This window comes from Paenibacillus sp. URB8-2 (assembly GCF_013393385.1).
Lineage (GTDB): Bacteria > Bacillota > Bacilli > Paenibacillales > Paenibacillaceae > Paenibacillus_AQ.
Genome location: NZ_AP023239.1, coordinates 2,639,080 through 2,656,630 on the forward strand (window position 1 = coordinate 2,639,080; position 17,551 = coordinate 2,656,630).

Consider the following 17,551-nt stretch of genomic DNA (forward strand, 5'->3'; position numbering starts at 1 on the left):
ACAATAAGCTCGGCGAAGGAAGGAAGAATGAAGATGAAAGATCCCCGAATTCAGAAGTTGGCCGAAAATCTGGTCGGCTACTCCGTAAACGTACAACCGGGAGAGAACGTGCTGGTAGAAATGGTCGGCAGCGAACGCGATCTGGTTAAAGCTATCGTAGAGGAAATCGGAAAGGCCGGAGGCCATGCGTTTGTGCAGCTAATCGACCGTACCGTGCTGCGCAGCATGCTTATGACTGCGACTGAGGAAGGCCTGCGTACATGGGCTGAAATCGATTTGAACCGTATGAAGCAAATGCAGGGCTATATCGGCATCCGCGCCGGCGAGAATGTCAACGACTTGGCCGACGTCCCTGAAGAGAAGATGCGTCTCTACAATTCGCTGTATTCCCATCCTGTACATAGTGAGCAGAGGGTGAAGCATACGAAATGGGTGGTTCTCAGGTATCCGAACGCCAGTATGGCACAGCTTGCCAACACGTCCACGGAAGCGTTTGAGGATTTCTACTTCAACGTCTGCAACCTGGATTACGCCAATATGGATAAAGCCCAGGAACCGCTCTCGGAGCTCATGAGAAAGACGGACAAAGTGCGGATCACAGGGCCGGGAACAGATATTTCCTTCTCAATTAAAGGCATCGGCGCCCAGAAGTGCTCTGGTCATCGAAACATTCCGGACGGCGAAGTTTACAGCGCGCCCGTGCGCGATTCGGTTAACGGCACGATCAGCTATAACGCGGCTACGTTGTACAACGGGATCACGTTTGAGAATATCAAATTCACTTTCGAGAATGGCAAAATTGTCGAAGCGACCAGTAACGATACCGCCCGTCTTAACGAGATTCTGGATTCGGACGAAGGAGCGCGCCATATCGGAGAATTCGCCATCGGCTTCAATCCGTACATTCTGCATCCGATGAAAGATATTTTGTTTGATGAAAAAATCGCCGGCAGCCTTCATTTTACGCCGGGTCAGGCGTATGAGGTGACCGACAACGGCAACCGTTCCTCCATCCATTGGGACCTTGTGCTGATCCAGCGGCCGGAATACGGCGGCGGGGAAATTTATTTCGACGACAGACTCATCCGTAAAGACGGCCTGTTTGTTATTCCGGAGCTTGAAGCTCTCAACCCGGAGCATTTGAAATAGAAGGAAAAATATTAGATAAATCCTTGCGCCAGTAAGCGGATTCAATGTATCATGGAAATGATTATACAGCATATAAATTTCTAATATCAGTTTCGGAGGGATCCCACATGTCCACAAACGGTAACAATGCAGCAATCGTGGAAATTGCACAAACGGCGAGCAAATTTGCTTCATCGATCGTTCTTCAGGCTGACAACAAGTACATTGACGTAAAAAGTATTCTCGGTTTGTTCACGACTCTGGTAGCGAGCCAGAATTATGAACTGCATGTGCACGGAGCGGATGCCGAAGAAGCGAAGAAGGCAATGACCGATGTTTTTGCCAAGCACGGCTTGAAATTTACAGTTGTAGAAGAGTAATACCCGTTTTTTTGAAGCCCTGCCGAACCGGCAGGGCTTTTTAAAAATATAAGAATGTATAAGCTGGGGGCTTAACATTTTCTACGAGAAACGTACTTGCGTCTTATAAAGACGCCGTCAGGCGTTTCTTCTTGTGAGGCTGGAAAAGTGCATTCTTGTATTGGCAACCGATTTCGACTAATATTAAATAAAATAGTGCTGGAGCTGTAAATTTGGACATGGGGGGGAAGATGCATGACTTCGTCGGAATTGCAGGAACAACTGAACATCAAGGCCGTAGCTCTGTTGCAAGAAGACGCCGATAAAATTCAGAAGCTCATCGAAGTGCAGATGGAGAATCTGGCAACTCGCTACTGCCCTCTCTATGAGGAAGTACTGGATACTCAAATGTACGGTTTCTCCAGAGAGGTCGACTTCGCGGTCAGAGCGGGACTGCTGTCGGAGCTTACGGGCAAAGAAATTGTAAGCAAACTTGAACGGGAACTGGCGGTACTGTATGAAATGCTGAATGAGAAGGCGAAACAATAGACAGGTCTTCTTCCGACATTGAACCGGACAAACCCGTTATAAAAAATCGCGCATGTGATCATGCGCGATTTTTGTCGTTTCTATATTATACGAGGAAAAAGGAAACACCGAGGATAATATATACGGCTAACAGCAGCAGCCCTTCGTACCAGTTAGTCGCGCCGTCCTGCGTAATCGACTTGGCGATAAAGACGGCGACGCCGATTGCAACCAGCTCTATGGTGGTAAATACGATATCCATCGTATTCCCGGTGAAGTAGCTGGCGAAAATAAGCACAGGCGCTACGAACAAGGCGATCTGCAGGCTGCTGCCGACCGCGATTTCCACAGCAGCGCCGATTTTGTTCTTCATGGCAAGCAGGATGGCGGCGCTGTGTTCCGCGGCGTTACCGATAATCGCAACCAGGAAGGCGCCGACGAACAGCTCACTCAGTCCAAATCGTTCGGTCAGGCTCTCCAGCGTGCCGACCAGCCATTCACTGACGAAGGCGACCATGACGGTGGCAAGAACCAGGTACAGGATCGATTTGCCCTTGGACCATGATGGAGCATGCTCATTCGGAAGCTCTTCCTCTTTGTCCTCGGTAACGTCGTCCAAATATTTTTTATGCGTGATCATAGAGAAGCCGAGCCAGGCCAAATAGGAGATGATCAGGACCCCGGCTACGACCAGGCTGAGCGTATCGGTTTCCAATTCGGTAATCGAATGGGTATTCAGGAACATGGCCGGAACGAACAGGGCGATGACACCCACAATCATCAGTGAGCCGTTCAGGCCCGCCAGCGTAACATTGAAATTTTGCACTTTGTATTTCAAGCCGCCCGCGAAGATGCTGAGTCCGAGCACAAGCAGCAGGTTGCCGATGATGGAGCCGGTCAAGCTCGCTTTTACCATGTCATACAATCCTTCTCTAACGAGGAAAAAAGCGATAATAAGCTCGGCAGCGTTGCCGAATGTAGCGTTGAGGAAGCCTCCCAGCCGTTGACCGGCGTAATGGGCTACGCTCTCCGTAGCTCTGCCGAGGAATCCGGCGACAAATACGACAGCGATGGCGGACAGCACGAATTGAAGCGTGTGATCCCAGTTAGCGTAGTGTCCGATGGCGCTTAGTACGAAGGTGATGGCTAGTAGCGACGGCGAAATCCATTTTTTCAATGTAAAACACACCCCAATCAATTTTTATGTATGTAACTCAATATACCCAAATTGTTCCTGTATGTAAACGAACGCGAAGAAGCCATTTGCATTTTAGCCTGTTTAGGAATTACAATAATTGATAATGAAGTGTAAGGGGGAAAGGGCATGGCGGAACAACTTCAACTGGAAATGGGAAATATACGAATCTCTAATGACGTAGTCTCAAAAATTGCCGGAATGGCTGCCTTGGAGACTCCGGGAATCGCAGCCATGTCAGGAGGTTTGTCGGAAGGTTGGGCCAAGCGTCTCAGCGGAAAAAACGTGCAAAAAGGCGTTACCGTGGAAGTGGGACAGCTGGAGGCGGCGGTCGATCTGCGGATTATCGTGCTGTACGAAACACCGATTCATGAAGTGTGCCGCATGCTGCAGCAGAACGTGCGCGAAGCGGTGGAAAGCATGACGGGTCTGCGAGTCGTCGAAGTGAATGTCAAGGTGGAAGGCGTTGCTTTTAAGAACGATGAAATTTCGTAAAGCGTATACTGCAAGCGCTCGGATTTACCGATCAAGCGGCATTGAAAAAGGGTGTCACTTCCTTACCGTCAGGTAGGAAGGAGACACCCTTTTGTTATAAATCGAGGCCGAGTCGGTTAACGGGAAACCGCGCGGGTAATTTTGACCGATTTTGTATGCTCTTCCTTCAACGGACGGGCGGTTTCCCGCGAAATGTTAAGGATAATGCCCATCGACAGCATTGTAACGAGCAGCGAAGAGCCGCCGTAGCTGATGAAAGGAAGCGTAACTCCGGTCAGCGGAATCGTCTTCGTGACACCGCCTATATTGACGAAGGCCTGAATCGCGATTAGGCCCATTACGCCAATGCCGACCAGGGTTCCGAACGAGTCCTTGCACCTGAGCGCCACGAGAATGCCTCTCCAGATAAAATAGAGATAGATCAACAGGAACAGGAGCGTTCCGGTAAATCCAAGCTCTTCGCCGATCACGGCGAAAATAAAGTCCGTATACGGGTAGGGCAGGTAATGCAGCTTTTGGATGCCTTTTCCGATTCCGGCCCCCCCGACGCCACCTTCTCCGAGCGCGGTCAGGGATTGAATGATATTATAACCGGCACCTTCCGCATCCTGAAAAGGATCAAGGAACGCATCGATACGGCCTTTGCGGTAATCATGGCTGGCGGCCGCCTGATCCGTGCTCGGGGAAAGAGAGTCGACCGCCATTTTCGCGCCGAGCACCAGGCCCGCGCCGAGAACAACCAGCATGACCGACCCTAAAATATGCTTTAGACTCGCCCCGCCGGCGAAAATGACCAGGCCGCTTGTGGCAACGAGAATGAGGCAGGAGCCCAAATCCGGCTGCATCATAATCAGGCCTGCGACGATGCCGACAATAACCGTGACCGGAATATATCCGCTTCGCAGATCGCGCAGGCGTTCGTCCTTTTTAGTTATTAAAGCGGCCAGGTACAGGATAATTGAAATTTTGGCAAGCTCCGTCGGCTGGATGCCGAGTCCCGCGATGTTCAGCCAGCTCCGCGCTCCATTGACCCGTTCGGTGGAAGCCACGAACAGCAGCAGGACAACCGTCAGAATGAACAGCGGCGCATACCACTTTTTAAATTTGCTGTAATGAATATTCATGGTCGTAAACATCGCGATGGTGCCGAGAAAGACCCAAACAAGCTGTCTTTTTAGAAAATAAAGCGGATCATTCTTGAAAAAAAGACTGGAGCTGGAACTGAAAACCATAATAAGGCCGAATCCGACGAGCAGCAGCGTCAAGATCAACAGTTGAAAATCGGGTGTTCCTTTGGCGGGCGGGCTTTCGTTGTTTTTTTTCATCATCTGTCTGCGCTCATGCTTCAAGGAGGCGTTTCAATTCAAGAATCCGCTCTCCGGCTGTATTTAGTACGGTTTGAGGAACCGAAGACTCGTATTCCAGACCGTGGGGAAAGGTCGCTTTGCCCAGGTAAACGGCTTCAATCGCCAGCACAGCGTCCGGTTTTTCCAGCTTGCCCTCAACGGCGCGTGTGTTAACCCGCAGAAAGTAGTCCCCGCCGCCCGCAGAGTCTTCGATTTTGCAGTCATATGTAGCCCTGTAGTATTCCCACTGCCAGCGGATGAACCCTGCCTTTTCGGCGCTCTCATCCAGATAAAGAAGATCGCTTTGCAGCCCTACAAGACCCGTGTTCTCAAAAATCATGGCGTGCCAACCCCCTTATGATGTAAATCCAAAAAGTTATTCCATTCTGGCAAGTGCCTTATTCTACCTCATGATATTATGTTTGACGGGGCTATGCAAGACTGAAAGCGGGACGGAATACCCCGGTATTGCCATTTCTGCTACAATAAAAGCAGACTGCCGCTGCAAGGTGAGGCAAGCTGGAAGCAGCAGGGTCTCTTAGGGGAGCGGCTCACGGGAAGGGAATGGATAATATGGAGCAAAAACCGATCGAAATGCTGCAGCCGGATATGGTGAAGTGGCGCCGACATCTGCATCGGAATCCGGAACTGTCGTATCAGGAGCGGAAAACATCGGCTTTTGTGGCTGAGAAACTGGAGAGCTTCGGCATCGAAGTGAAGAAAAGTTCGTCAGGTTATGGCATTACGGGAATATTAAAAGGCGGAAGCCCGGGAAAGACCGTCGTTCTTCGGGCGGATATGGACGCGCTTCCGATTCAGGATGAGAAGGCGTGCGAGTACGCTTCGGAGATAGCGGGCGCAATGCATGCCTGCGGACATGACGGACATACGTCCATCCTGCTGGCTGCGGCGAGCTATTACAGCAGCCGTAAGGATGAGCTGCGCGGCGAGCTGCGCTTTCTGTTTCAGCCCGCGGAAGAGGTCTGCCCCGGCGGAGCCCTCGGCATGATCGCCGAGGGGGTACTGGACGGGGCCGATGCCGTGTACGGGCTTCACTTGTGGACGCCGCTGCCTGTTGGAACGGTAGCGAGCGCTCCGGGCCCGCTGATGGCATCGGCGGATGAATTCTTTATCGACATTATCGGCAAGGGAGGCCATGCCGGCACGCCTCATCGGACAGTTGACAGCATAGCGGCCGGAGCGGCGCTTGTGACACAGCTGCATAGCATCGTCAGCCGTTCGGTGGACCCGCTGCGGCCAGCCGTTCTGAACGTGGGCACCTTTCAAGGAGGGTATGCCCAGAATGTCGTCGCGGAGCAGTGCCGGCTGACCGGGACGGTGCGGGCCTTCGACGATGAGACTCGGCAGCTGCTCAAGCGCCGGGTCGAAGAGATGGTGGCATCGGTCTCCGCGGCCTACGGTGCGGAATCGAAGCTGGATTATGTGATGGGATATCCTCCGCTGGTTAACCATGAAGAGGAGACGGCGCGCTTTTTCCGCGAAGCGCCGGAGGCGCTGGGTAGCTCGGTGCGCGTCACTGTTATGGAAAAGCTGATGCCTGCTGAGGATTTCTCTTATTACGTCCGCGAGGTGCCGGGCTGCTTCATGTTCGTTGGGGCGGGCAACCCGGAGAAGAATGCGATATATCCGCATCACCACTCCAAATTCGATTTCGATGAGGACGCGATGCTGCATGGAGTCAAGCTGCTGATCTCGATGGCCGATTCCTGTCTGAACGAAATTTAGGCCGAATAATTTTGCGGTGAACGGAGAACCTACTTACGTAATACGGATGCTGCCTGCGCGCTTTCTAGCGCTGCCCGGGTTTCCGGCCGCATAGCGGGCGGTCCGTCAAGCGAAAAGGAGGGTTCTTCATTGAAGAAAACAGTACAGGAAGTTATGACCACCCAGCCGGTTACCGTGACCCTGCAGGACAATATTTATGAAGCGGCCGTAAAAATGAGAGATAACGATACCGGATTTATCCCGGTTGTTGATTTCTCCGACGGGCACACGCTTATCGGCGTCGTTACCGACCGCGACCTGGTCATCCGGGGATACGCCGAGAAGCATTCGGGTTCCACCTCGGTGGAGAAGGTAATGACGACAGGCATCCGCTGTGCTTCGCAATCTACAACGGTAGATGAAGCCGCCGAACTGATGGCTTCGCAGCAAATTCGACGCCTACCGGTTACGGACGGCAAGAAGCTGATCGGAGTCGTATCCATCGGCGATTTGGCGGTGCGCAATATTTTTGCGGACAATGCCGGAGAAGCGCTCAGCGACATTTCCGAGCAGCATCCCCTGCACTAGAACAGCTCTTATTCATAAGCTCATTCCCGGTTGCCGGGGTGGGCTTTTTCCACATGCGGCACAAATTAGGCTAGGCGGTGCGTACATACGGAATGTGGAGGAAAGAATGAATATAGGAGGGGGAATAAAGGTGATTAAGGGACCCTGTGTTGTGCGCAGAGACTGGACGGTGCTGCTGGATTGCGGTCATCCGGAATTCGAAGCCGTCCGCGACAGGCTGCCGGCGTTCGCGGAGCTGGCCAAAAGTCCGCCGCTCTATCAAACCTACCGGATAACGCCGCTGTCGCTGTGGAACGCGGCCGCTCTGGGAGCGTCGCCGGACGAAATCATTGAGAGCCTGGAGCAATGGTCAAGGCGCGTACTGCCCTCCGGGCTCGCTGAAGAAATCAAGCTACTGATGTCCAGATACGGAAGGCTCACATTGCATGCAATGGACGAATCTGAGCGGCTGCTTCTTCGCAGTGACAGCGAAGAGCTTCTGAATGAGCCGGAGATGGGTCAGGTCGCCGCGGCCTGCGGCTTCCGCAGAACAGGGCCGCTGGAAATGGCCGGAAGCGCATCCTGCCGGGGGATGCTGAAGCAGGAGCTCGCCCGAACCGGATATCCGGTGCTGGACCGCGCTGGCTATCATGAAGGCGAAGCGCTGGATATTTGCTGGAAAGAAGGAGACTGTACCTTTGAGCTCAGGGATTACCAGCGGGAAGCAGCCCGGCGGTTCGACATTTCAGGAGGCAGTGGAATTGTGGTTCTGCCCTGCGGCGCGGGAAAGACCATCGTCGGCCTGGCCGTACTTGAAGCTTTAAAGTGCGAGACGCTCATTCTTACCTCCAGTGCGACCTCCGTCCGCCAGTGGACAGAGGAATTGAAGAAGCGGACAAATCTGGCTCCGGAATGCGTAGGGGAGTACACGGGGGAACGGCGGCAGGTGCGGCCGGTTACGGTCGCGACCTATCAGATGCTGACGCACCGCGCCTCCAAAGGGGGCGGCTTCTCGCATATGGGGCTGTTCAACGAACGAAATTGGGGGCTGATCGTATATGATGAAGTTCATTTGCTTCCCGCTCCCGTCTTCCGGGCAACCGCAGAGATTCAGGCCACACGTCGTCTTGGGCTTACCGCCACGCTTGTTAGGGAAGACGGAAGAGAGGGCGACGTTTTTTCTCTGATCGGCCCCAAAGCCTATGACTGCCCCTGGAAGACTCTGGAGCAGCGGGGCTGGATTGCCGCGGTACAGTGTCTGGAGGTACCGGTGCCGATGGAACCGGAACTGAAGAAACGCTATTTGTACGCGGCATCTAAAGAGAAATTCCGTCTGGCTTCTGCCAATCCGGCCAAAGCCGAAATGGCGGCAAAGATCATCGAGGCCCACAGGGGGGCGTCCATTCTGGTCATCGGCCAATACCTTGATCAATTGGGAGAGCTTGCGGCAATCATCGGCGCTCCGGTGATTACCGGGAAGACGCCGCAGCAGGAGCGGATTAAGCTGTACAACCAATTTAACGAGGGTGTATTGCCGGTGCTGATCGTATCCAAGGTCGCCAACTTTGCCGTCAATCTGCCGGATGCTTCAGTTGCCATCGAGGTGTCTGGCGCATTCGGCTCCCGGCAGGAGGAAGCGCAGCGGTTGGGCAGAGTGCTTCGCCCGAAGCGGGGGGACAACCGGGCCTTCTTTTATACGCTGGTGACGGAGGACAGCAGAGAGCAGGAGTTCGCACTGCGGCGGCGCCTGTTTCTGACGGAGCAGGGTTATGAATATTTCGTGGTTCATGAACCGGCCGTAGAAAAAGGTGAATCGTTCATGCTGCCGGGATGCGGAAACCCGCTTGAAGAGGAGGCTTCTGGATCATAATGACAACTTGGAAAGACCGGTTGACGGGCGGAGACAGTGACGAATTTTGCAGGCTGTCTTCGCAGGCATCCGGTGTGCTTAAACGAATGTGTTCGGCTCATGCGGACCGTCCGTTTCAGGAAGGCAGGGAAGAGACGCTTCGTCCTCCAGAAATGACCCGGGTGGAGTTCAGACTGGCTTTCTCGGAACTTCGGAGAGGCGGATGGGTCGGTGCGATGCGGAAAATCGGGGGAAATCATCTGTTCTATATTCCCGCCGAAAGACTGGACATGCTGCAAAGCCGACTCTTCCCGGTATCTCCCTCTTGCTTGGAGCCAGAGGGGATTCGGCTCTCCGTGGAGACGGGGCCGGGTTTAGCGGGAGAATTGTTCCGCGCCCTGCTGTTCGCGGCCGAAGAAGGTCTGCCGCTGACTTCCAAAGGAGCAGTCCACAAGAAATATGTAAGTCGCCTTGCCGCAACAATGCAGCTGAATGACGAGCATTTGCAAGGGTTGGATCTGCGCTCGCCGTATCCGGACGACTATCCGCTGCCGGCGGTACTCGCCATAGATTTGCTGCTTCATATGGGGCTTCTTGTACGGCGAAATCAAGCGTTCTTGCCCGAAGCCCAGGTCGTGCAGAATTGGCTGAACCTTGATGAACGGGAAATGTCTGTTCTGCTTCATGGAGCAGCTTCCCGGCGCTACGGCCGCAGGTCAGCCGCCGACCGGCAGTTCCGCTGCCTAATCTCCCGGCCGGAATATTTTCCGGGCTGCTGGTATTCGCTGGCGGATACGATCAACTGGATGGAAACGCAGGGTTTGACTGAGCCCGAAGAGAGGCCCGGGTTAGAAGGGGCTGCTGCGGCTTGGCTCCGCTGTCTCGCGGGCTTTGGCTGGGTTGAGGTCGGCAGCGCTCCTGGCCACGGCCTCTGCTTCCGCTGGACTTCAGCGAAGCCGCTGCTGGCGGACCCGTCAGAAACTGTTGAACCAGTTGGGGCGCGAATTATCGCTCAGCCGGATATGGAAGTGCTGGTCTCTGAGGAGACGCCCTTCAGCCTTCGCTGGAGCCTGGCCTGCTTTGCGGAGCTGATTCAGATCGATTGCATGTGGAGCTTCAGATTAACCAGGGAGCGGCTGGAGTGGGCATCCGCCAGAGGTATCTCACCGGAAGAGGTTATTGAATGGCTGGAGCATTACGCCGAAACCGGTCTGCCCGGCCAGGTCCGGGCCGTTCTTGGACAATGGGGCCGGGATATCGGCCGGACGGTCCTGGCCGAGACTTTGGTGCTTTCCTGCAGGAGCGAACAGGATGCCGACGCCATCGCCGGACATCCCAGGTTGCAGGACAGCCTGGAGCGGCTCGGCCCCCTGCACTTCGGCGTAAGCCGCGACCGGGCGGACTGGGTGCGCAGGGAACTGGCATCAGCCGGAATGTTGCCTCTCGGAGGCCGGCCCAGCCATAGCGGCGAAGGCCCGCAGGAAGCGAGCTTGTTCCGGCTTTATATACCCGGATCACGAGATAACGGCAGCGGGTTTACGCTGACATCTGATTCTGCCGCCGGCCTCTGGTACGCTGAGGACCACGGAGCCGCCATGCAGGCGGAAATGCCGCCCGTACCGGAGTCGGCCGAGGAAATGTGGCCGGATGCGGCGGAAGTTCCTTCAGTCTGGATCAAAGAGGGGCGCCGGTATCACGCTTCCACAGCCCGTCTGCTTATGGAGCAGGCGCTGAAATGGGGGACGAAGGTGAGACTGTCCATGGAGGGAAGAACATGCGAGTTTATCCCCGACCGTATTTTACCGGGGGTCTGGAGAGTATCCGGGCATTTGCTTGACTGTTCCGGCGACGCTCCGCAGGAACGGGAGCTTTCCGACGGGGATTGGGACACGATTCAGCTCATAGTCCCCGTTTTTCGCGGTTTTCCCTCTTCTTCTACGGACGGCGGTTGTGGTATGATAGGATAGTCCACCTGCAAAAAGTGGAACATTTCATACGGAAGTCGAGATGAAATTCATGAGCGTAGCGGAATACAATACGGTCGATATGGCCGAAGTGCTGACAAACGCCTATGAATTGGGCGATATGATTAATCAATCCGCCGAAGTGACGGATTATTTATACTGGAAGGATCGGATTGCCGCCAATCCCGAGATCCAGAGCATGATCAGAAAGCTTGAGAGCAAGAAAGAACTGTTCGAGGAAACTCAGCGGTTCGGCCATTTTCATCCGAACTATCATTCGGCCAAGGATGAGGTAGCCAAGGTGGAAGCCGAAATGGAGAAATTCGAGGAGGTTGCCAGATTCAAGCTGGCGGAGAAGGCCCTGGATGATATGCTCCATTCCATGTCGGAGATGATTGCATTTTCGGTTTCGGACAGCATCAAGGTTCCAGGCAACGATCCTTTGCCCAAAGGCGGCTGCGGCAGCGGAGGCAAATGCTCCTGCGGCTAATCCGCCGAAGGAAGCCCAAGACAGAAAGGCGGAGAAGCGCATGTTTGCGGAACGCACAGGTTATATCATTTGGGTCAGCGATGTAAAAGCCGCGCGAAATTTGGAAAAATACGGCACGCTGCATTACATTTCGCGAAAAATGCACTATGCGGTTATGTACGTAAATTCGGACCGTGCGGAAGAAGTTATGAAGAACGTGCGCAGGCTGTCTTATGTTCGCAAGATCGAACGTTCATACCGGAATGAGCTGAAAACGGAATACTCCAGCAACGTACCGGACAAGACCCGATATTACGGGCTGTAATGTAAAGTATAGAACGGAAGAAGTCCTTCTTGGACCTCTTCCGTTTTTATTTTATTGACTTGAAAACTCAAAGCGGCGTTTCGTTTTGTATCGCCAAAGCGATAGATGCAAGGGATATGGGTCTTTGGAATTAGGCCGACCGGATTATTTTCGTGGAAACACTTGACTGAATTTTATCTGTAGTTAATATTGCGGTCCTATTCTATAAGAGTATCGGAAATTCAGACGAATAGCGTGCAGGAGCGAATATGATAAAACCATACATATCCTTTATGGAAGATGCGGCCATTCTGCATTACCTAAGGCATATCAACATCAAGGTGAAGAGAGAAATTACCGAATTAAGACGACTGTCAGAGTTTCTGAGGGTTATGAATCAAGAAGCGCTTTCCACCTTTTATCAGCCTATCGTGGAGCTGGCAACAGGCCAAACCATGGGGCATGAGGCGCTGAACCGCCCTCCAGTTTCGCAGCTCTTTCACTCGGCGGATATCTTCTATGAGTTCGCGGCAAAGACGGAGTATACGTCCAGACTGGATCGTTACTGTCGAAGGGTATCGCTTACGCGTTACGTAGGCAGTGCCTCTGTCGCAGGCTTCGGCGGTTCTGAGCTTCTTTTTATCAATGTAAGTCCCGGCATACTGAATGATGAACGTTACAAAAGCGGTGAAACCGTTAATCTGCTCAAACAACTGGGGTTGACGCCGTCCCGGGTCGTTCTGGAATTGACGGAAAGGCAGGCGGTCCATGACTATGTCGGTTTCGAAAAAACTCTGGCGCATTACCGCAAGCAAGGCTTTCGGATTGCAGTCGACGATGCCGGTTCGGGTTATAACAGCCTGAAGACGCTGGTATACCTGAAGCCGGAATTCATCAAGCTGGACAAGTCGCTGATCAGAGGCATCAACGGAAATCGAGAGCAGCAGCATCTGCTTGGACTAATACGCGAATATGCCCAGGCGTCGGGGACACGCGTCATTGCCGAAGGCATTGAAACCGAAGCGGAGCTTAAATTTTTGCGTGAAGCGGCAATCGATTACGGACAAGGATATCTTGTTGGGAGACCGGAATCCTCCCCTGCCGCCGGTTGTATTCCCGCCATTGTTTAAAGTTCAATCTTGGAAAGGAGCCATTAATTGATGCAGCATAAAGTTGGAGAAGTATGCCAGTCGATTCCACACCTTGCTCCGAGTACACCTTGTGAATACGTGGATCGAATCTTTAAGCAAAATCCCGCGCTTCAGGGGGTAGCCGTCACCGAGGGTGATTTTCCGGTCGCTCTGATCATGAGAGTGAGATTTTACCAGAAAATAGGCACTTTATACGGCTATACACTGTATATGCAAAGACCTGTAAAGCTGATTATGGACAGCACTCCTCTGGTTGTCGATTACGAATGCCCCATTACAGAGGTCAGCAGACTGGCGATGGCCCGCGATGAAGAGAAGCTGTACGATGATGTTGTGGTCACCAGCGGAAACCGGTTATACGGCGCGGTCAGCGTTAGGGACCTGCTGCTTCATTTTGCCGAAATCCAGGTTGAAACGGCCAGCTACATGAATCCTCTTACCGGTCTTCCGGGCAATGTCAGCATCAACGAATGGTTGAAGAAATCCTTGTCGTTAGAACAGTTCAGCGTGCTCTATTTCGATCTGGACTACTTCAAGGCTTACAATGATACATACGGGTTTAAAGAGGGTGACCGGCTCCTTCAATGGACGGCGGAAATCATAAGTGGCGGCATGGTTCCGGCAGGGGGGCTTGTCGGACATATTGGCGGGGATGATTTTATTGTCGTAATGGATCACCATCATTATTCCGAAAGCAGCCGGACGGTTCTCCGCGCTTTCGATGAGACGATTAACAGTTTCTACTCCGAATCGCATCTGACGAAGCAGTCCGTACTGGCCGAGAATCGTTTGGGAAAATATGAAGAAATTCCGCTCGTCTCGCTTTCGGTTGCCGTCATAACGAACCGCTTCCGCCAATTTGGGTCCATTGAGGAGATTTCCACAGAGGCTGCGCGTCTGAAAAAGAGATGCAAGAACATCAAGGGGAGCTGTTTGATTGAAGAAAGCATGGCGCCGGGAGTCTGTGCACAGCCTACATAACCCGCGCGGCCGCAAGGGCCAAGCTTGAATATCCCGCTCTTAAGGTGGTAAGATGGCATCAATACATGCGCGCCAAGACCCTTTGTGGAGTGTGATAGCTATGCGCGATAAAGAATCGGCTAATCGGGGCGTTCACGAGCCGTTCTATGTGATGCTTAAAGAGTACAGAATCGCAGATCTTGTGATTACGGCGCATGCGAGAAGCCGGTATGAGGACCGGAGCCAGGGAGACGGACAGTCCGGCAAAGAGACCGCCTTTTGGCTGTGGCAGTGTCTCAAGCAAAAAAGAGTGAGGGTGCATTCTCCGGATGAGCCGGAAATGTATGTGGTTGACAACGATCTTGTGATGGCGGCGCGCATAGTGGAAATGCCGGATGAAGCCGATCTTTACGGGAACCCGCTCTACAAGCTGATCGTCGTGTCGTTTCTTGGGAAAATGTCGGAGAACATAGATCTCAGGGATTTGAAGACCTATTTTGCCCGGCAGCGAAGTTTGCGGAGAGCGCCCCTTATGCAGTCGGGTAGGAAGAGACGTTAAGTAAAGACATAAGGCGATGAGGCATGCGGCCAGGGCCGCATGTCTTTTTGAAAATATAAGATTGTATAAGCCGGGGGCTTAACATTTTGACTTATATTTCTACGAGTAACGTACTTACGTCTTATAAAGACGCCGTCAGGCGTTTCTTCTTGAAATGAAGGAAGTTACAGAACATAAGTCATGGAATAATGGGAGTGGACGAGCGTGAATTTTCATCAGCTGCATATTTTTTACACCGTGTCCGAAAAAGGAAGCTTCTCCGCTGCGGCGCAGGCGCTGCATATGACCCAGCCGGCCGTGACGATGCAGGTTCAGTCGCTTGAGGACTATTTCGGAACGAAGCTGTTCAACCGTTCCACCAAAAAAATCGTGCTGTCCGACGCCGGAAGGACGCTATTGCCCTTTGCGCTGCGCAGTATCGAACTGATGCGGGAGACCGATCAGGCGATGGCGGCCTATACTCATATGCTGGAAGGGCGGCTGCTGCTCGGTTCAAGCCTTACGATAGGAGAATACGTGCTGCCCCGGCTGCTTGCACCCTTCGGCAAAGCGTATCCGAACATTTCCGTCATGCTGAAGATCATGAACACTACTCAAATTATGGAAGAAATTACAAAGCACCAGCTTAATTTCGGTCTGATTGAAGCGGAGGTAACCCATCCGGACATGGTGATCGAGCCGGTGATGGAGGACGAGCTAAAGCTGATTGTGCCGGGAGATCATGAGCTTGCCGGAAGAAGCGAAGTGCCGCTCGAAGAGGTTCTGAGGTACCCATTCGTGCTGCGCGAGCAGGGCTCGGGAACACGCCGGGTTATGGAGGAGCAACTGCTGGCCAGAGGGATGGACCTGGGTGAGCTGCAGGTTGTTATGGAGCTTGGCAGTACGGGAGCGGTCAAATCGGCGGTGGAAGCGGGGCTGGGCATAACGATGCTGTCTCCCTCTACGGTTAGGCATGAAATTGCTTTGGGGCTGCTGAAGATCGTGGACATTTTCGATGCTTCGTTCAAGCGGCAGTTTTACGCGATTCATCAGAAATCGACGCTGCTGCCGATTCATGCGGTAACGTTCCTGACTTTTCTTCGCCAGCACGCAGAGGACTAAGAAGTCTGGACAGTTATTTTCCGGGATTTGGGGGAGAGCGGAATGGGGATTTTTTTGCGTGGAAAAAAGGTGAATCTGCGCGATTTCACAGAAGATGATATTCTCAAGCTTTATTATCACTATTATGAATCGCCCGACAGGGAGCATTTGAACTGGAATGGCCCCTATCAGCAGCAAAAGCCGGCTGCATACGAACAGTTTCTGGAGGAGTACAAGGCGATTTTGGAGACGGCGTCCACCGATAAGGTGCGCTCACATCTGATTATTGAAATCGACGGCGAAGTCAAAGGCAAGGTTGGCCGGTACTGGGTGTCCGAAGTCACGAATTGGTTTGAGATCGGTATTGTTATCTGCGACTCGGCCTATTGGTCAGGCGGATATGGGACCGAAGCGTTCCGAATGTGGATGGATTATTTGTTTTCTCACCTGGATACGGTCCGTCTAGGCATAGGCACCTGGTCCGGCAATGAACGGATGATGCGGCTTGCCGCCAAATGCGGAATGGCAGAAGAAGCCCGCGTCCGCAAGGCGCGTATCGTCCGGGGTCAATATTACGATGCGATCAAGATGGGGATTCTGCGCGAGGAATGGGAAGAAATGAAGCGGCTCGGATGAACAGAGAAGGGATGAGCGAATTGGTACAAGAATTTGAGGCCGCCGGAGCCGCGTCTATCGGGCGCTGCGATCTGCACACGCACACGCTTGCGTCCGACGGCATGCAGCCTTCGGCTGAAAATGTGCGTCTTGCCAAGGAAAAGGGCCTGGCCGCGGTCGCCATTACGGATCACGATACGGTTGCGGGCGTGGCTGACGCGCTGAGGGCCGGGGAACATTACGGCATTACGGTCGTTCCCGGCGTTGAAATCAGCACCCGCTCCGGCGGCAAAGACATCCACGTCCTCGGATATAATGTGGATTTCCGGGACAAATCGTTCCTGAGACGGCTGGCCGAACTGCGGGACACCCGCGCCGCGCGAAATGAGGCTATAATCGAGCGGCTGCAAGGGCTGGGCATTGAGATCACGATGGAGGCCGTCGTCCGGGGAATCGGCCGGGAGCTGAAGCCGGATGAGAGCGTCGGCAGGCCGCATATCGCGGACGAACTGGTGCGGCTCGGTGCGGCGTCGGATATGCGAAATGCCTTCGACAAGTATCTGGCAGAGGGAAAGGCCGCCTTTGTGGCACCGCCGCGCATCTCCCCCGTAGAAGCCAGTCGCTGGATCGCCGAAGCGAAGGGTAAGGCGGTACTGGCCCATCCCGGGCTGTACGGCGACGATGAATTAGTGCGCAGCATTCTCGGCGGCGGCGGATTCGCCGGCGTTGAGGTTTATCACTCCGACCACGGCCCCGCCGAGGAGGAACGCTACCTTGAGATGGCACGGGAGTACGGCATGCTGGTTACGGGCGGCTCGGATTTTCACGGCGCGCGGGGCGGCGTGATCTTTCACGGCGATCTCGGAAGCGTGACGGTTGGAGCGGATGTGCTGGAGCGGTTGAAGGCTTAAAGAAACAACCGGAAGGTGAATCTGGATAATCTGGCGGCGTCTGCGTCCGGTCCAACAGTAGCCAAAGAAGCTTATATGGGCTTATCGGTGTGCGTAAAGCATAGCCCCAAGCCTCTAGTCTGACGGGAACGCCCGGGCGACGCAAATCAAAGAAGCTTTCACGGAGCGGCGTGGCCGCCTAGTGAAAGCTTCTTTTTTTAAAATATAAGAATGCATAAGCCGGGGGCTTGACATTTTGACTTATATTTCTACGAGAAACGTATTTGCGTCTTATAAAGACGCCGTCAGGCGTTTCTTCTTGCGTATCTTGGCAGCCGAAAGGCGGATTCAATGGACTTGGACTGCT

The 17,551-nt window shown here is 53.5% G+C and carries 19 protein-coding genes; 16 read left to right on the forward strand and 3 right to left on the reverse strand.

Annotation, left to right across the window (positions count from 1 at the left end; translation table 11 throughout):
• The first annotated feature begins 33 nt into the window (after window positions 1-33).
• The 3 genes from PUR_RS12075 to PUR_RS12085 all read left to right on the forward strand — a co-directional run bounded on the left by PUR_RS12075 (window position 34) and on the right by PUR_RS12085 (window position 2,036).
• The gene (locus PUR_RS12075; protein WP_179035449.1) at window positions 34-1,149 is read left to right on the forward strand and encodes an aminopeptidase; all 1,116 of its coding nucleotides are present in this window, start codon (window positions 34-36) and stop codon (window positions 1,147-1,149) included.
• 107 nt (window positions 1,150-1,256) lie between these two features.
• A complete protein-coding gene (locus PUR_RS12080) occupies window positions 1,257-1,508 on the forward strand; it encodes an HPr family phosphocarrier protein (protein ID WP_124698024.1) in 252 nt (83 codons plus the stop codon).
• A gap of 234 nt (window positions 1,509-1,742) precedes the next feature.
• Window positions 1,743-2,036 carry an Fpa/YlaN family protein gene (locus PUR_RS12085; protein ID WP_025334654.1) on the forward strand — a complete coding sequence of 98 codons (294 nt, stop codon included), beginning with the start codon at window positions 1,743-1,745 and terminating at the stop codon, window positions 2,034-2,036.
• An 85-nt stretch (window positions 2,037-2,121) separates the two neighbouring features.
• On the opposite strand, the gene cax is transcribed toward PUR_RS12085, so the two are convergent.
• The gene (cax, locus tag PUR_RS12090; RefSeq protein ID WP_179035450.1) at window positions 2,122-3,192 is read right to left on the reverse strand and encodes a calcium/proton exchanger; all 1,071 of its coding nucleotides are present in this window, start codon (window positions 3,190-3,192) and stop codon (window positions 2,122-2,124) included.
• 147 nt (window positions 3,193-3,339) lie between these two features.
• On the opposite strand from cax, the gene PUR_RS12095 reads away from it, so the two are divergent.
• Window positions 3,340-3,705, forward strand: a complete 366-nt coding sequence (locus PUR_RS12095) for an Asp23/Gls24 family envelope stress response protein (RefSeq protein ID WP_025701447.1) — start codon at window positions 3,340-3,342, stop codon at window positions 3,703-3,705.
• A 116-nt stretch (window positions 3,706-3,821) separates the two neighbouring features.
• Here PUR_RS12095 and ftsW read toward each other — a convergent pair whose 3' ends face one another.
• Both ftsW and PUR_RS12105 read right to left on the reverse strand, forming a co-directional pair.
• Window positions 3,822-5,030 carry a putative lipid II flippase FtsW gene (gene ftsW / locus PUR_RS12100; protein ID WP_179035451.1) on the reverse strand — a complete coding sequence of 403 codons (1,209 nt, stop codon included), beginning with the start codon at window positions 5,028-5,030 and terminating at the stop codon, window positions 3,822-3,824.
• Window positions 5,031-5,043: 13 nt separating this feature from the next.
• Entirely contained in the window at window positions 5,044-5,391 is a 348-nt protein-coding gene (locus PUR_RS12105) for a YugN family protein (protein WP_179035452.1), read from the reverse strand.
• A gap of 224 nt (window positions 5,392-5,615) precedes the next feature.
• Here PUR_RS12105 and PUR_RS12110 point away from each other — a divergent pair, with 224 nt between their 5' ends.
• The 12 genes from PUR_RS12110 to PUR_RS12165 all read left to right on the forward strand — a co-directional run bounded on the left by PUR_RS12110 (window position 5,616) and on the right by PUR_RS12165 (window position 17,205).
• Window positions 5,616-6,797 (forward strand): M20 family metallopeptidase, encoded by a 1,182-nt coding sequence (locus PUR_RS12110; protein WP_179035453.1) that lies wholly within the window; start codon window positions 5,616-5,618, stop codon window positions 6,795-6,797.
• 153 nt (window positions 6,798-6,950) lie between these two features.
• On the forward strand, window positions 6,951-7,364 hold the full coding sequence (locus tag PUR_RS12115; RefSeq protein ID WP_124698029.1) for a CBS domain-containing protein: 414 nt from the start codon (window positions 6,951-6,953) through the stop codon (window positions 7,362-7,364).
• A gap of 130 nt (window positions 7,365-7,494) precedes the next feature.
• A complete protein-coding gene (locus PUR_RS12120; RefSeq protein WP_332107945.1) occupies window positions 7,495-9,213 on the forward strand; it encodes a DNA repair helicase XPB in 1,719 nt (572 codons plus the stop codon).
• The gene (locus PUR_RS12125; protein ID WP_179035455.1) at window positions 9,213-11,159 is read left to right on the forward strand and encodes a helicase-associated domain-containing protein; all 1,947 of its coding nucleotides are present in this window, start codon (window positions 9,213-9,215) and stop codon (window positions 11,157-11,159) included. The genes PUR_RS12120 and PUR_RS12125 overlap by 1 nt, the downstream gene beginning before the upstream one ends.
• Window positions 11,160-11,208: 49 nt before the next feature.
• Window positions 11,209-11,646 carry a YlbF/YmcA family competence regulator gene (locus tag PUR_RS12130; protein WP_179037890.1) on the forward strand — a complete coding sequence of 146 codons (438 nt, stop codon included), beginning with the start codon at window positions 11,209-11,211 and terminating at the stop codon, window positions 11,644-11,646.
• A gap of 40 nt (window positions 11,647-11,686) precedes the next feature.
• On the forward strand, window positions 11,687-11,950 hold the full coding sequence (locus PUR_RS12135) for a YlbG family protein (protein WP_124698016.1): 264 nt from the start codon (window positions 11,687-11,689) through the stop codon (window positions 11,948-11,950).
• Window positions 11,951-12,198: 248 nt separating this feature from the next.
• Complete coding sequence (locus PUR_RS12140) at window positions 12,199-13,059, forward strand: EAL domain-containing protein (protein ID WP_179035456.1); 861 nt, start codon at window positions 12,199-12,201, stop codon at window positions 13,057-13,059.
• A 30-nt stretch (window positions 13,060-13,089) separates the two neighbouring features.
• The gene (locus PUR_RS12145; protein ID WP_179035457.1) at window positions 13,090-14,061 is read left to right on the forward strand and encodes a GGDEF domain-containing protein; all 972 of its coding nucleotides are present in this window, start codon (window positions 13,090-13,092) and stop codon (window positions 14,059-14,061) included.
• Between the two features lie 100 nt (window positions 14,062-14,161).
• On the forward strand, window positions 14,162-14,599 hold the full coding sequence (locus PUR_RS12150) for a hypothetical protein (RefSeq protein WP_179035458.1): 438 nt from the start codon (window positions 14,162-14,164) through the stop codon (window positions 14,597-14,599).
• A gap of 204 nt (window positions 14,600-14,803) precedes the next feature.
• Complete coding sequence (locus PUR_RS12155) at window positions 14,804-15,700, forward strand: selenium metabolism-associated LysR family transcriptional regulator (protein ID WP_179035459.1); 897 nt, start codon at window positions 14,804-14,806, stop codon at window positions 15,698-15,700.
• A 42-nt stretch (window positions 15,701-15,742) separates the two neighbouring features.
• Window positions 15,743-16,315, forward strand: coding sequence for a GNAT family N-acetyltransferase (locus tag PUR_RS12160; RefSeq protein ID WP_179035460.1), 573 nt, complete (start codon window positions 15,743-15,745; stop codon window positions 16,313-16,315).
• Between the two features lie 11 nt (window positions 16,316-16,326).
• A complete protein-coding gene (locus tag PUR_RS12165; protein WP_179035461.1) occupies window positions 16,327-17,205 on the forward strand; it encodes a PHP domain-containing protein in 879 nt (292 codons plus the stop codon).
• Window positions 17,206-17,551 lie beyond the last annotated feature (346 nt).

Coding starts and splice junctions, on each gene's coding strand:
- PUR_RS12075 (WP_179035449.1), top strand. CDS start 34: ATGAAAGATCCCCGAATTCAGAAGTTGGCCGAAAATCTGGTCGGCTAC.
- PUR_RS12080 (WP_124698024.1), top strand. CDS start 1,257: ATGTCCACAAACGGTAACAATGCAGCAATCGTGGAAATTGCACAAACG.
- PUR_RS12085 (WP_025334654.1), top strand. CDS start 1,743: ATGACTTCGTCGGAATTGCAGGAACAACTGAACATCAAGGCCGTAGCT.
- PUR_RS12095 (WP_025701447.1), top strand. CDS start 3,340: ATGGCGGAACAACTTCAACTGGAAATGGGAAATATACGAATCTCTAAT.
- ftsW (WP_179035451.1), bottom strand. CDS start 5,030: ATGAAAAAAAACAACGAAAGCCCGCCCGCCAAAGGAACACCCGATTTT.
- PUR_RS12105 (WP_179035452.1), bottom strand. CDS start 5,391: ATGATTTTTGAGAACACGGGTCTTGTAGGGCTGCAAAGCGATCTTCTT.
- PUR_RS12110 (WP_179035453.1), top strand. CDS start 5,616: ATGGATAATATGGAGCAAAAACCGATCGAAATGCTGCAGCCGGATATG.
- PUR_RS12115 (WP_124698029.1), top strand. CDS start 6,951: ATGACCACCCAGCCGGTTACCGTGACCCTGCAGGACAATATTTATGAA.
- PUR_RS12125 (WP_179035455.1), top strand. CDS start 9,213: ATGACAACTTGGAAAGACCGGTTGACGGGCGGAGACAGTGACGAATTT.
- PUR_RS12130 (WP_179037890.1), top strand. CDS start 11,209: ATGAGCGTAGCGGAATACAATACGGTCGATATGGCCGAAGTGCTGACA.
- PUR_RS12135 (WP_124698016.1), top strand. CDS start 11,687: ATGTTTGCGGAACGCACAGGTTATATCATTTGGGTCAGCGATGTAAAA.
- PUR_RS12140 (WP_179035456.1), top strand. CDS start 12,199: ATGATAAAACCATACATATCCTTTATGGAAGATGCGGCCATTCTGCAT.
- PUR_RS12145 (WP_179035457.1), top strand. CDS start 13,090: ATGCAGCATAAAGTTGGAGAAGTATGCCAGTCGATTCCACACCTTGCT.
- PUR_RS12150 (WP_179035458.1), top strand. CDS start 14,162: ATGCGCGATAAAGAATCGGCTAATCGGGGCGTTCACGAGCCGTTCTAT.
- PUR_RS12160 (WP_179035460.1), top strand. CDS start 15,743: ATGGGGATTTTTTTGCGTGGAAAAAAGGTGAATCTGCGCGATTTCACA.
- PUR_RS12165 (WP_179035461.1), top strand. CDS start 16,327: ATGAGCGAATTGGTACAAGAATTTGAGGCCGCCGGAGCCGCGTCTATC.